Raw genomic sequence first — 13,205 nt, 5'->3', positions numbered from 1 at the left:
GATCATCCTAAATGAACAGCAGGGACTACTTGTCTAAGAGCCTCTAATCCAAATCATAAATCGAGCCGACTTTCAGTCCGTACAGCTCATTATATATTTTCTCTGCAAAAGCATCAGTCATCCCTGCGATATAATCAATCACCATATGCTCCCAAGTCCAAATCGGCTTTGCCTGCTTCTGATCTTTCTCAAAGCGTTGCAGCCAATCCGATGGAATAATGGCTTTAGAGGTCTGTGGATCCAGAAATGCTCCCCATAGACGGCGCAAAATCCACTCACTACGTTTCTGCAGCCGCTGCACACGCAAATCACGGATCATCGTGACCCATGCGAAGCTTTTCAGCACACTGACGGTCCGCAGCATATCTTCATCTTCTTTTCCTTCCTTTATAAAGGTGACCTTCTTCCAGTCTCCATCTTGGATCACTCCCAAGCTTGCGACAAAGGTACTTACCCAATAAGCCTTAACTTCACGTCGAGTGCGGGAATAGTCGTTTTCACAGGTTGGCATTTTTTCCTTCCAAACCCGAAGAAATGAACTGAGCACTTCCTCAACCTTCGCGCGAATGCCTTCCTCTTCCCAGCCCTTCCAGAAGAAATCCTCGAGCGTGGTGATTTTCTCCACGATTAACCGCTGGATATAAGAATCATGCATAAAGTGTTCATGCACTTCAATCTTTCCGGCTTTAATCCCATCCTCCAGATCATGTGCAGAATAAGCGATATCGTCACAAAGGTCCATAAGCTGAGCCTCCAACGTTTTCTTACCTGCTGGTATTCCCCATTCTTTGCGGATCTCCGAAATATATCCCCATTCGTGCAGGTACATCCCCTTCTTCAGCGAGGTGCCGGGAAAAGGATATTTATTTATGCCTAGCAGCACAGCATCCGACAGATTTAGGCCATCAATATTTTCACGCTTCTCCAGAAACATAATCAGCCGATAATTGTGGGCATTTCCTTCGAAATGCTCATAACGTTGCTTCATCTGCTCATGGATCAGCAGCCGATCCACACCCGTTGCGCCTGATTGCAGCGCAGCTTCGTTAGTTTTCTTTTCAATAAGCTGTTCCAAAATATTATCCAGCACTTCTTCCCCTTTATGTCCAAAGGGAGGATGGCCAAAATCATGAGCGATAGCTGCGCATTCCACTACCTCTGGATCAATAACAAGACCCGGATTCTCCGCCTTAGTGGTTTCCACTTCTGGATACGATCGCAGCAGACTTTTCGCCGCCTCACGGGCAATCTGCGCAACTTCAAGTGAGTGAGTCAGACGCGTACGGTAATAATCACCCGTCCCTGCTCCGAATACTTGTGATTTACCTTGTAGCCTACGAAAAGTAGGCGAATGAATCAGACGTGAATAATCACGCTCATAAGCAGCTCTCGACGTTTCAAGGCGGGTAATCTCCGGATATTGCCGGTGTTCTCTTTTTTCAATAAGTGTCATATTCCCACCCCTAACCAAATGTCTGTATATAGTACTTCATTATAAGGCATTTTCATAACTATTTTCACATCAAAATACAAAAGCTAATTTAATTATAAACGGGCATGTCGATAACTATGTAATCATCAGAAGCCAAAATGAATCTCATAACCTTTACATGAAGGTATAGTAGAAAGAAGAAAGAGCATGAAAAAAGACTGGTTGTCTATACAAAACTTAAACTATGAATATACCTACCCCCAAAAGGAGCACTCTAAAATAAAAAAAACAGGTGAAATGATGAAAACTCGCAGCAAAATTATGATGATCACCCTTACACTCTTTTTATGCTTCACGAACTCTGCTCTAGGCAGTCCAAGCAAAAACCGCGACTACTACGAAAAAAGAGGAGACATGATTTGGGAAGTACATACTAACCAAAAAGTGATTGCATTGACGTTCGATGACGGTCCTGACCCTACTGAAACCGATCAAATCTTAAAGGTATTGAATCAATACCATGCGAAATGCACCTTTTTTGCGATAGGAAAAAGAATTGCAGCCTATCCAGAGGTAGCGAAACGAGTTATTGCTGAGGGGCATGAATTAGCTAACCATACCTACAATCACGTTTATTTTAAAAGACCTATTAATGAAGCGCAATTTGAGCAGGAGCTAAAATTAACCGAAGAAGAGATTATAAAAGTCTCCGGTAAACATAGCTCACTGTTCAGACCTCCAGGCGGCATGTATGACGAGACCTTAGTAGATCTGTCTAACAATATGGGCTTGAAGCCAATATTATGGTCCTGGCATCAAGATACACGTGACTGGAATCGCCCAGGCGTATACAGTATTTCGAACAAGGTCATTCGAAATGCGCGTAATGGGGACATCGTTCTGTTTCATGATCATGTGCACGGGCAGTCACAAACTAGAGAAGCGCTTAAAATTATTTTGCCGGAATTAGAAAAGAAAGGCTTTCGATTTGTAACTGTCTCTGAGTTGATTAAATTATCCAGTACACAGCAAGCTGGGAAACAACAATAGGCTAATTGCACAGGGCTTCAAAATAGGGTAGTCTTGTCCTAATATGAAGTTCTGGAGGCTTTTGTCATGTCCGATAATACATCCTATACGACAGAGGAAATTGCCCGCTTATTAAAAATATCAAAATTAAAAGTATATGATCTAATTAAAAAAGGGGAGCTCCCCTCCTACCGTGTAGGAAAACAAATGCGCGTGGATCAATCCGATTTGGAAGCCTACAAACAAAATACACGGAGTGGGGCGTCTACCGCTAACCTTACTACTATAATGGGCCAAACTCCACCAGCAATACCCTTAGCCTTTTCCGGTACAAATCCAGCTCAAATGCCAGCACAATCTCCTCACCTTAAAGCTGTAGGACACAGCTTGGTGATTACAGGTCAGGATATGTCACTAGATATTCTAGCTACCTATTTAGAACGGGCTCTGCCTACTGAACGTCCTCTTCGTTCTTATGCCGGGAGTCTAGACAGCCTGATAGCCATGTATAAAGGGGAATCGGACATTGTCAGCACACATCTGCTCGACGGGGATACTGGAGAATACAACCTACCCTATATCCGTAAAATACTCGTCGGATGCTCTTATGTTGTAGTTCGCCTGCTAACCCGAAGTGCTGGTTTTTATGTACAAAAAGGGAACCCTAAAGGTATTCAGGAATGGTCTCACTTAGAACGGAATGGACTCACGCTGATCAATAGAGAACGAGGCTCAGGTGCACGCGTATTATTGGATGAAGAGCTTCGATTGCATGGCATTCCAGCAGCCAGCCTAACAGGCTATAAGAACGAGGAGAACAGTCATTTGGCAGTTGCCGGTAAAGTGGCCCGGGGAGAAGCTGATGTAGCTATCGGCACCGAGAAAGCCGCCAAGATTGTCAACGGCGTTGATTTTATTCCTATGATTCAGGAGTGCTACGACCTGGTGATGATAAAAAAACCGGAGCATGAGCAATGGATCGCTGCCGTGATTGATATTTTGCGTTCACCAGCCTTCCAGAATGAGCTTGGATCCATTCACGGATATGATCTCACGGAAACTGGGACGATTATTTATGAGACTTAATGGTCGCAGACAGAAGAAGGAAGCAATATGCAGAAGCGTTTAGCTGTATTTCGTACAACTATATTTCTTCGAACAACTAGCAAATTAGATATAACTGTATTTGGTACACCTATTTCTCTTGATTTACTACCACATAGGTGATTTTCGCGTTTTAGTTGTATAGAATACAATTAAAGCTAGAACGATCCCTTATGCAGACCGAATAACTGTATAGAATGCAGTTAATTCACAGATTCCATCAAAATTTCGCAGTGCTAAAAGCTAATCTAAAAGCTGACATCAAAGTCGCCGGGTTTCCACTCGCTCAGCATCTGCTCAAACCGCCGCCGCAAACCAAAAACACCAGGCAGCAACTCTCCCATAACCGGAGAATCGCTGTCTGGTGTTTTTTTAAGAACGCCGATTCACAAACATCAGCATAGCGGCTGAAATAACAATAATTGAACATACCCACATCCATGCGAGGGTCATATTGCCTCCATCTACCGCAACATAGATCGCTGTGGGTAAGGTTTGCGTGCGGCCCGGAATATTGCCAGCTACCATGATGGTAGCGCCAAACTCCCCAAGACCGCGGGCAAAACCAAGAACATAACCGGCTGCCAGCGACCGGCCCGCAAGCGGCAGCGTGACATAACGCAGTACCTGCAGTTCACTTGCCCCTTGTGCCCGCGCCGCATCTTCAAGATCTGCTTCTATCCCTTCGAAACCCGCCTTCACTGTGCGATATACGAGTGGAAAAGCTACGACTACAGCGGCGATAACAGCTGCCCCCCATGTGAACAGGATCGTCTGCTCCGTCATCTGTTCATACCATCTGCCGATCCAGCTTCGTCGGCCTAAAATAACTAAAAGCACAAATCCTACGACCGTCGGCGGCAATACGAGCGGAAGCAGCATTATAGTCTCTACCAAGCTGTGACCGGGAAACTTCCGGCCCGCCATAGCCTTCGCAGCAGCTGTTGCCAAAATGAATACAATAATGCTGGTAATCACAGATATTTTTACGGAAAGCCATACCGGGGCGAAGAAATCAGTCCAATTTATTTCCAACCTTATTCCACCCGCTTCTACTCGTAATTTCTATTTAAGGAAGCAGGAAGCCATAACTTACAAAGATATCATTAGCTTCCTTGCTCTGAAGGTAACTATACAACTCCTTAGCTGCCTTTTGATTCTTCGAGCTCTTCACGATGCCTGCCGGATAATTTATGGCTTTGTGTACATGTGGACCGACCGTCAAAGCGATTTTAGTTTTCTTTGAAGTAAGCGCATCTGTCTTATAGACAAAACCAGCATCGGCATTTCCTGTTTCTACATAAGAGAGAACCTGACGCACATCCTTGGCAAATACGAGTTTGCTTTGCAGCGGATCCCATACCTTTTTCGCTGCCAGCGATTGCTGAGCATATTGACCCGCCGGCACAGATTCAGGCTGTCCCACTGCCACCTTCTTAAAAGCTTTATCCGTAAGCTGAGTAATCGTAGTTAATTTGACCTTTGAATCTGAGGGTACAACTACAACCAATTGATTCTTAAGCAGAACCTTATGATCGAAGATAAGTCCACCTTCCACCAGTGCATTCATCTGTTTATCACCTGCAGAGAAGAACAGATCCGCCGGGGCCCCTTGCTCAATCTGCTTTTGCAGAGTGCCGGATGCCGCATAATTAAAAACCAAATCAATATCGGGATGTTTCTTTTCATAAAGGAGGGCAATCTTATCCAGGCTGTCTTGCAAACTAGCCGCTGCGGAAACAATAATTTCGGTCTTCTTGGTGGCTGCTTGCACCTCTACACCTGAACCTGCAGATAAATTTACAACCAGAAGGATTGCCAATATCCCCATCACGGAGAGTGCCCATTTCTTAAACATTTCCATTCCTCCCAATTTCGTATGTATATATTTAGATGCTATTCTAGCATACAGTTTTTCGTTTTTCTATAACTACAGTTGTGTTTGGATATGTTTAGTTATATATTGTTATAATTAGACAATATATAACGATGATTTTGGCTTTTTGCACACAAAAAAGATGCCTCTGACGCCCTTAAATAGGGCTGCAAAGACACCCACCAACGATGTTAATTCTTCATACGAGGATCAAGCACAGCACGCAGACCATCACCCATCAAGTTAAAACCCAATACCGTCAACATAATGGATAATCCACTCCCCCAGAAACCTCACCCGGATTAAGATATTCATTTTAAAAAATCAAATGAATCTAGAGAATAGCTTTCTTCTGTATAAAATTGAACAACGGTCAAATTAGAGGATAAAAATAACTCTATAAATTGCAATTATGTTATTTAATGTATGGTGATATTATAAAAAGACTCACCAAACAAGAGAAATATTCTATAATTTTTGATTTGTAACAATATATGTAAACGAATATTTCATTTGAAGGTGAGAATCCATCTTATTTATATTGTGATATCCATTTCTCCAACTGCTGCCTGAGCACTTCCCGATAATATAACGGCTCTATGATTTCTGCATCCTCTTCGAATCTCTTAATCCAGCGGACAAATGCAATATCTTGTTCCAACGCGACTTTAAAATAACAACACCGAGCTTGACGGTCTACTTTATTCGGCTTATAGGGCAGATCCTCTCTCTTAAGCCCTTCCATGATTCGCTCCGAAAATTTCACTTTAAACTCTACCTGCAAACTATCGCGGTCAAGTGACCATTTTTGCTTCATAAAAGCTTGCAAATCAAATGATTCCTTTGAGAAGCAGCGGTTTAGTGGCTTCACGTTTGAAAAATCGTTGATATGATATGTACGAATAACACCTTGATGATGGCAAAATCCAATGAGATGAAAACGATTTTCCAGTGGGACTAAACAATAAGGATCGATGGTTATTTCTTTCTCCTCCACCGCATTCTCACAATAATTCGCTTGAATACTCCTCTGCTTTAATAAAGCCTCCAAAATAGGTGTTAAAAAAGATTGATGCTCCATCTGTGCACCGCTTCTTTCCAACCAGCTTGTACCTGCTTCTCTTCTTGCACGTTCTATCGTTTCTTCCCGTTCCGCCTTTCGCTTGTATTCAGCTGCAACTACTTTTTCATAAGCGCCTTCAAAACCGATAGGCAGAACGGGTTTAATATCTTCCATAATATAGCGTAGTTGCGAAAACGCAGACGCCTCTTCTTCCGACCAATCCAAAGGATAAAGTGCAAAATTGCCAATAAAAGCATAGCCTTTTCCATGTCCAAGGTGGGTTATAGGAATATGCATGGCGCTAAGCGCGTCCATATCCCGGTATATCGTTCTCTCGCTGTTGCCGCAGCGTTCCGCCAATTCACGGGCTAATATCCCTGGCTTGGCTTGAACAAGTGTAATAATGCGCATCAGTCGGATTAATCGGTCTGTCATATTCAGTTCCCCTTGATTTATGGTTAAATAGACCCATTATTTTATGAAAAAAAGTAATAGTGTGATAGAACTTTTTTACTATGTTACCACATTTTATATTACAATTCTTCTGATTATTTTCCGCCGAACCCGCTGACAAAACAAATTTATGTATAGGTCTTTTTTCGTCAATATGCATCTTCTAGTTGTATGTCCTATATCAATTTCCAGTAGCAGTTTTCCCCCGCTTCTGATACTCGAATCCAATCTGTTTATACAACATTTCGGCCTCTTTAAGTAGTAAAGGATCTCCAGAACGTACGGCTAGTAATAGTAATTTATCTGCGTGACGGCAGAGCATTTCATGAGCTTGACTATGTTGTCCTTTATTTTGCAACATGGTTGCCTCCTCAATCGTTTCAGCTGTTTTTAACAATTCCAAATGTTTCTCTACGTGAAAGCAGCAGCTTTCACTCAGAACCTGAGTATGATGGGTGTATTCTAGCTCAAGAACCTTTACTGGAAGTTCTTGAACACGCTCTACGGTTGGCTTTTTATATTTCCACTGTAAGGAAAGAGCTTCATATCTACCTGCAATAGTAGTAGAGATATTGAATTCCAAAGCAATAAACTTTCGTTGCCCCGTTTTTATTTTGCCAAGCTTAAGAAGTAGCGATCTGCCTTCACCGACTTCAAACTCACACCCATACGAGCGCTTAAAAGTTACATGGGGTTCAAGCCAAACCCGCAGCTCAATTTCACGGGCAACCACTTTATAACTGCTGGGTCGGCTATGCTCTGCAGGTATATTCCCTTTCCATTCAACAAGCAAAATAACATTACGATTGCCGCCTGCAAAAATACGATTTTGACTCCATGTGAATACGGGATGAATACTTTCTATCATTATTTCCACCTCTTTCTTTTTTTGGGTCTTCTATTAATGTACCAATAATGGCGGACAACTCCATGTCATGGAATGTATGTTCGGTTCTATATTATCGACAAAAAAAGAGTCATTCTACATGCTTAGTAGACTGACTCTTGTAAAAACAACCCCTTTTGTCTTTTTATGACGAAAATTTTATGTTTTTTTCTCATCGACTCCCTAATTTAGTCTGCACTCGCTCTCGTTTGAAAAATAGTCCCAGTGCCCATTTAGCACACAACAGAGAAAATATAAAAAACAGTGTGGCCCAAAATATTGCGGGTATGGGAGTCATTCTTGCCAGATTACTGGCATCTCCTGCACGGGACGGTGATACAGCAGCCGCGTATACCAGAAATAAACTTCCCATTACAGACTCCTCCAAGGTTAAAAAGGCCAATAACAAATAATAATATTTGCTGGCCTTCTTCCAAACCACCAGCATTAGAATATTTAGCGCAATAAATCCGCCCAACCACATCATGCCAAAGCTTCCTCGTACATATAGCAGGAGCATAATCAACGCCACACCCGTAGCTAAGATAAGGCCCCAATCATGGCGTCCCTTACTATATAAATAGAAGAGCAGAAGTGCAAATAAGGAGGCTAGCAAATAACCCGAGAGGGAAACTAATATTGCCTTGCCCCCTTCTTGAATCGCTGAATAGGTTACACCGCTATGATCTGCGTATAATTCAATCCTCAGCACACTGCCCGACAGTAGTAAGGTCATCAAAGCATGACCAAATTCATGAATCATCGTGTCTAAATTCCGAAACAAAGATGAAAATGGGATCAATCTAGTCAAAAAAGCAGATCCGATCAGAAGCAATATTGTTTTAAGCCATTTGTTCAATCGACAGCAGCCCCTTTCGTCCAAAGTATACGATAAATAGTACCTCTTCTCAATCGAGATAATCACGGACTGATCGTGTTTAATAATGAGTAAACGAAAACCTTAAGGAGGTAAAAATTACTTTCATTATAAGCATTGTCAGTCCCATGGCGTACGCTGTCAGAAGCTGTCAAGCTGTGTTAAAATAAAAGAACTACAAGCCTAAATTGGGTGGTGATTATATAGATGAAGCAACATAAATCCCGAACATATCTACAGCTGTTATATTCGCTCCTGTTCTTGCTGACGCTTACTGTATGCCTGCCAGCTCCTGTAGCAAAAGCTAATATATTCAGTGATATCTATAATGGAGTTAAAAATTTCTCCGAGCTGCCAAACGAAGTGAATGAATTAAAGGAAGGTTTTCAGCAAACTGCTGAAGAGCTTCAGCAGGCAAAGGATAAGCTCGCGAATACCACGCAGGAGATGGAAGCTTACCGGATACAGAACGAAAGCCTACAAGAGCAGAATCGCCAACTGACGCAGATGGTTGATGAATTAAAAAATGACCGGACGGCACGCGAAGAATATTATCATAAAATCAAAGTGACTATTTTTACAGGGATTGGACTAATCCTAGGTTATTTTATACTGATCCGTTTTATTCGTTTCAGCATGCTTTACCGTTCGCGAAAGGGCGACCGTCTGCGTTAGTCTTATGTATTCTTGAAGATCACAGTCACAGCATGAGGGAGATGAACTATGAACATCGATATCCAAGATGAAAGCGACAGTGGAAGCGGACAAGCCGTAGCCTTCTCCCTTGAGGAGAAGGAAGAGGTTCATATACTCCATCCACAACAAATTATCGCTTATCAAGGTCCTTCCTCAGGACGGGCGGACAGATTTATGGATGTAAAGGGCATATACCGCAAGCGAAAGTTGATTCGTTCCGATATGGCAGGTCCTTGCCATTTCGTTGCCGCCCTTCCACCAGGCTATCGCATAAAAATCCTGAAGCTCGATGGTAAAAGCGATTTGCTGTACGACTTTAAGCATCTTTTCTTCTACAGTATTGGTATTTCGCTGGAGACCCGAGTGCTAAGCATGAAGAATGTGCTCGTTACACGGGATATTGTAAAGGTGAAATTTTCGGGCAATGGCATGATTGGCATACTGACAGAAGGTACGGTCTGTGAAGCTGTACTGCATCCGACCAACCCCCTTTATGTGGATGCTGGCAGCATTATTGCCTACCCTGAGAATGCCAAGTTGGAGCTCACCGTTTACGGCAACCATTTGGCTAGCCAGCATATGAGCTATCACTGGAAGATGACAGGTCACGGGCCTGTGCTGTTTCAGGCAGGACGCCAGAATCGCCGATTCGAAAGAGATAATAACGATGATGGAATTGTTAAACGATTTCTACGCGAGGTAGTCCCCTTCGGGGGTGTATTTATTAAATAGTTGTGTTCAGCAGTAAAACAACAAAACAAAGAGCGCCATGCGTATCCTACACGCAGGCGCTCTTTGTGGTTCTATCCTTTATAAGAATGTTGTCTTAGGCGATAAAAGCATTCAACATCCAAGCATGTTTCTCAATGCTGCTTCTAATACCAATCAGCAGATCCGCAGTAGGTTGATCAGCCAGTTCTTCTGCAGTAGCAATCGCAGCTTGCAGTTCTTTAGAAACAGTTGTAAAGTCTCTAACCAGCTCCATTACCATACCCTTGGCATCTTCGCCGCCACGAGCTTCCTGTAAATCGGAAAGCTCCAGATATTGTTTCATAGAGGAGGCAGGTTGTCCACCAATAGCAAGCAGGCGCTCAGCCAAATCATCTGCATAACCAGCAGCTTCATTGTAGAGTTCTTCAAACTTCTCATGCAGCGTGAAGAATTGGGAGCCGCTAACATACCAGTGATAATGATGAAGCTTTACCCCAAGCAGGAACCAGTTCGCGGTCTGGCGGTTCAAAGCAGCGTGCAGTTCAGTTTGGCTCTTTAGTTGTGTACTCATTAATAAAACCTCCTATGGTTAATTTATTATATTGTATTTAGACTCGTTCTAAATCTATATACAATTTAACACATCCTTTTGCTTTTTGCAACCACTCTGAAGATTTACATGTTGCCGATTCTAGCATAACTTTTGTTATAACGCCTATTATCTCTGTCACACTCTGGATAACGGCCTCTTTCTAGACTTAAATCAAAGATATATTTTCCTCCGCCGTCTTCCCTTTCTGACTCCGGAAAAAAGCCCTCATCTCATCGCGTTTGCTCTTTGGACTTAAGACATATACAGTATCCCCTGGCTCAATGACCGTACTGCCATGGGGGGTGACAATGCTTTTATTCCGGATAATAGCAGTAAATAAGATATCATCTGGCAGTCCGATATCGGAGATTTTCTGCCCGGCAATGGGCATGTAAGGTTCAATTCCTATGTGGTTAAACTCGGAATCCGTCTTGCCAAGGGCGACCAGCTCCATCAGTGATGGCTGTGCTGAATCCTCTTGCCCCACCAGCTTCAACCGGGAAGCCAGCGGTGAAATGCTTGTTCCTTGAATCACTGCTGAGGTCAGCACGACGAAGAATACTACATTGAAGAACAGTCGGCCGTGGGGAAGATTAGCTAGCAGCGGATAGGTTGCCAGCACAATTGGAACGGCTCCGCGCAGGCCGGCCCAGGAAATCAGTGTTTTTTCACGAATAGAGAATCTGGAAAAGAGCAAGCTTATAAACACGCCTATTGGCCTTGCCACAACCATCAGAATGACGGACAGCAATATACCTTGCCAAGCCACTTCTGCCAGCTCCTGTGGAAATACCAGTAGACCCAGCAATATAAACATAAATATTTGCATCATCCAAGCAAAGCCATGACTAAAATTCATAATGGTTCGATGATACATCAGCTCGGAATTGCCAAGAGTAAGACCCATTACATAGACAGCCAGCAAGCCGCTGCTATGAACGAGTGCAGATAAGCCGTAGGTTAGGACAGCAAATCCAATTGCCAATACCGGGTAAAGCCCGGTGGAATCCAGGTTTATTCGATTGATAAGATACACTGCGACTTTACCAAGTACAATCCCTATCACCAAACCAACTGCCATCTCCCATATAAAGGACAACACAAGTCCCCATATCGCCATATCCGGATGCTGAATCCATTCGATCAGCGATACTGTCAAAAACACCGCCATGGGATCGTTGCTGCCTGATTCCGCTTCGAGTGTCGAGGTCAGTCGTTTGTCAATATTCTTACCGCCTAATACCGAAAAAACCGCAGCCGCATCAGTCGAACCCACAATAGCTCCGAACAAAAAGCTTTCCGCCCATGACACCTCAAGAATCAGCTTAGCGAACACCCCAACGATAGCTGTCGTTAACAATACGCCTACCGTGGATAAGGATAATGCCGGCCGAATAATAGGCTTGATATCCTTAATACTGGTCTGCATCCCACCTTCGAACAGGATAACAACCAGCGCAAAAATCCCAGCCATTTGTGTTAAGGAAGCATTGTTAAAAAAGATAAATTGACTCAGTACCATCCCCGCAGCAAGGAAAAGCACTAGAGCTGGCATTCCAAATTTAGTGGAGAATTTGGTGGAAAACACACCTACAAGTAAGAGAGCTGCCAGCAATAATATGATATTATCTGCAAGTTGGGTCACCGTTTATTCACTTCCCTTTCGCTTCTAGCTTAAAATATAAGCTTCCTTATTTATGTACGTTATTACCCTTATCCACCTCCTTTTGAGACATTGAATAATATAAGCAGGATTGAAGATTTCATCCGCTGGAGCTTATACTTAAAATAATTCCTTTCTACCCTACTCGTATTTACATATAAGGAGGCTGACTGTATATGCAATTGAGATTAATTAAACCTGCGGAGCTGGAGCAAGCTGCTCTTCTAGCCCATTCCATCTTTCGCCAAGCCGGCGACACTTCTATGAAAGAGCTGTTTCCGCTGATTTTCAGCCCTGGTTACACTCACTCTTATGCAGCCGTTGCCGAGGACGGTAACATCGCTGCTTTTATGGGATTAGTGCCCTCCACGATCCGCACTGGAGAAGCTCTCCTGAACGTGTTCTCCATCGGCGCGGTTTGCACAGATCCTGCTTATCGCGGCCAGGGACTAGCCGGTCAGCTTCTACAGCTATGCCAGACCCATGCTGCGAATGCCGGCGCATCGCTTATCTTTGTCTCGGGTGACCGCTCGTTGTATACCCGAGCGGGCTGCGTACCGTTCGGCGGTACGCAATTTGCCGAGCTGAACGCAAGCTCGGCTCACGCACTTGCTGCCGCAGCAGGGGAAGAATGGACGCTGCGGCCCATGCAGCCGGGCGACTTCTTCGCCGTCAACCGGCTGCTGAATGAACGCGAAGCCGGACAGGTATACAGTCCGGGTGAGCTGGCACTGCTGCTGGGTTCCGAGGCTTACGCTGGTGTGCTGGGCTTGTCCCAGCGCACACTCGTAGCCGTGCGGGACGGCAGCATCGAGGGGTTCGC

General features: G+C 43.8%; 13 protein-coding genes and 1 pseudogene. 5 read left to right on the top strand and 9 right to left on the bottom strand.

Features of this window, described 5'->3' with window-relative positions:
• Window positions 1-43: 43 nt before the first annotated feature.
• Window positions 44-1,453 carry a deoxyguanosinetriphosphate triphosphohydrolase family protein gene (locus MHH60_RS24600; RefSeq protein WP_038568916.1) on the bottom strand — a complete coding sequence of 470 codons (1,410 nt, stop codon included), beginning with the start codon at window positions 1,451-1,453 and terminating at the stop codon, window positions 44-46.
• A 279-nt stretch (window positions 1,454-1,732) separates the two neighbouring features.
• On the opposite strand from MHH60_RS24600, the gene MHH60_RS24595 reads away from it, so the two are divergent.
• A complete protein-coding gene (locus MHH60_RS24595; RefSeq protein ID WP_076129284.1) occupies window positions 1,733-2,482 on the top strand; it encodes a polysaccharide deacetylase family protein in 750 nt (249 codons plus the stop codon).
• 66 nt (window positions 2,483-2,548) lie between these two features.
• Window positions 2,549-3,547 (top strand): substrate-binding domain-containing protein, encoded by a 999-nt coding sequence (locus MHH60_RS24590; protein ID WP_076137176.1) that lies wholly within the window; start codon window positions 2,549-2,551, stop codon window positions 3,545-3,547.
• 390 nt (window positions 3,548-3,937) lie between these two features.
• On the opposite strand, the gene modB is transcribed toward MHH60_RS24590, so the two are convergent.
• The 6 genes and pseudogenes from modB to MHH60_RS24560 all read right to left on the bottom strand — a co-directional run bounded on the left by modB (window position 3,938) and on the right by MHH60_RS24560 (window position 8,702).
• Entirely contained in the window at window positions 3,938-4,594 is a 657-nt protein-coding gene (gene modB, locus MHH60_RS24585) for a molybdate ABC transporter permease subunit (RefSeq protein WP_172628881.1), read from the bottom strand.
• A 40-nt stretch (window positions 4,595-4,634) separates the two neighbouring features.
• Window positions 4,635-5,429 carry a molybdate ABC transporter substrate-binding protein gene (gene modA, locus MHH60_RS24580; RefSeq protein ID WP_370511183.1) on the bottom strand — a complete coding sequence of 265 codons (795 nt, stop codon included), beginning with the start codon at window positions 5,427-5,429 and terminating at the stop codon, window positions 4,635-4,637.
• 203 nt (window positions 5,430-5,632) lie between these two features.
• Window positions 5,633-5,719 (bottom strand): annotated as a pseudogene (locus tag MHH60_RS24575) (oligopeptide transporter permease oppC); the annotation flags it as partial.
• Between the two features lie 254 nt (window positions 5,720-5,973).
• Window positions 5,974-6,939 (bottom strand): helix-turn-helix transcriptional regulator, encoded by a 966-nt coding sequence (locus MHH60_RS24570; protein WP_076137173.1) that lies wholly within the window; start codon window positions 6,937-6,939, stop codon window positions 5,974-5,976.
• Window positions 6,940-7,138: 199 nt separating this feature from the next.
• Window positions 7,139-7,825: a hypothetical protein gene (locus tag MHH60_RS24565; protein ID WP_076137171.1), complete on the bottom strand. Its 687-nt coding sequence runs from the start codon at window positions 7,823-7,825 to the stop codon at window positions 7,139-7,141.
• Window positions 7,826-8,015: 190 nt separating this feature from the next.
• Complete coding sequence (locus MHH60_RS24560; protein WP_076137170.1) at window positions 8,016-8,702, bottom strand: M50 family metallopeptidase; 687 nt, start codon at window positions 8,700-8,702, stop codon at window positions 8,016-8,018.
• 225 nt (window positions 8,703-8,927) lie between these two features.
• Here MHH60_RS24560 and MHH60_RS24555 point away from each other — a divergent pair, with 225 nt between their 5' ends.
• Both MHH60_RS24555 and MHH60_RS24550 read left to right on the top strand, forming a co-directional pair.
• Window positions 8,928-9,395 carry a hypothetical protein gene (locus MHH60_RS24555; protein ID WP_076137168.1) on the top strand — a complete coding sequence of 156 codons (468 nt, stop codon included), beginning with the start codon at window positions 8,928-8,930 and terminating at the stop codon, window positions 9,393-9,395.
• A gap of 48 nt (window positions 9,396-9,443) precedes the next feature.
• Window positions 9,444-10,148: an AIM24 family protein gene (locus tag MHH60_RS24550; protein WP_076137166.1), complete on the top strand. Its 705-nt coding sequence runs from the start codon at window positions 9,444-9,446 to the stop codon at window positions 10,146-10,148.
• 94 nt (window positions 10,149-10,242) lie between these two features.
• Here the strand turns inward: MHH60_RS24550 and MHH60_RS24545 are convergent, their stop codons facing one another.
• Both MHH60_RS24545 and MHH60_RS24540 read right to left on the bottom strand, forming a co-directional pair.
• The gene (locus tag MHH60_RS24545; protein WP_036676579.1) at window positions 10,243-10,698 is read right to left on the bottom strand and encodes a Dps family protein; all 456 of its coding nucleotides are present in this window, start codon (window positions 10,696-10,698) and stop codon (window positions 10,243-10,245) included.
• A 187-nt stretch (window positions 10,699-10,885) separates the two neighbouring features.
• Window positions 10,886-12,364 carry a potassium/proton antiporter gene (locus tag MHH60_RS24540; protein WP_076137164.1) on the bottom strand — a complete coding sequence of 493 codons (1,479 nt, stop codon included), beginning with the start codon at window positions 12,362-12,364 and terminating at the stop codon, window positions 10,886-10,888.
• Between the two features lie 194 nt (window positions 12,365-12,558).
• Between MHH60_RS24540 and MHH60_RS24535 the strand changes: the two genes are divergently transcribed.
• Window positions 12,559-13,205: GNAT family N-acetyltransferase (locus MHH60_RS24535; RefSeq protein WP_341161169.1), on the top strand; the 647-nt coding region annotated here is incomplete at its 3' end.

The organism is Paenibacillus sp. FSL H7-0716 (genome assembly GCF_038002705.1).
Taxonomy (GTDB): Bacteria; Bacillota; Bacilli; order Paenibacillales; family Paenibacillaceae; genus Paenibacillus_AQ; species Paenibacillus_AQ odorifer.
Note: the sequence above shows the minus strand (reverse complement) of the source record. Positions and strands in the feature narration are given on the sequence as shown.

Excerpts from the sequence above, each read along its gene's own strand:
- MHH60_RS24600 (WP_038568916.1), bottom strand. The coding sequence starts at position 1,453 with ATGACACTTATTGAAAAAAGAGAACACCGGCAATATCCGGAGATTACC.
- MHH60_RS24550 (WP_076137166.1), top strand. The coding sequence starts at position 9,444 with ATGAACATCGATATCCAAGATGAAAGCGACAGTGGAAGCGGACAAGCC.
- MHH60_RS24545 (WP_036676579.1), bottom strand. The coding sequence starts at position 10,698 with ATGAGTACACAACTAAAGAGCCAAACTGAACTGCACGCTGCTTTGAAC.
- MHH60_RS24590 (WP_076137176.1), top strand. The coding sequence starts at position 2,549 with ATGTCCGATAATACATCCTATACGACAGAGGAAATTGCCCGCTTATTA.
- modA (WP_370511183.1), bottom strand. The coding sequence starts at position 5,429 with ATGGAAATGTTTAAGAAATGGGCACTCTCCGTGATGGGGATATTGGCA.
- MHH60_RS24595 (WP_076129284.1), top strand. The coding sequence starts at position 1,733 with ATGAAAACTCGCAGCAAAATTATGATGATCACCCTTACACTCTTTTTA.
- MHH60_RS24565 (WP_076137171.1), bottom strand. The coding sequence starts at position 7,825 with ATGATAGAAAGTATTCATCCCGTATTCACATGGAGTCAAAATCGTATT.
- MHH60_RS24570 (WP_076137173.1), bottom strand. The coding sequence starts at position 6,939 with ATGACAGACCGATTAATCCGACTGATGCGCATTATTACACTTGTTCAA.
- MHH60_RS24555 (WP_076137168.1), top strand. The coding sequence starts at position 8,928 with ATGAAGCAACATAAATCCCGAACATATCTACAGCTGTTATATTCGCTC.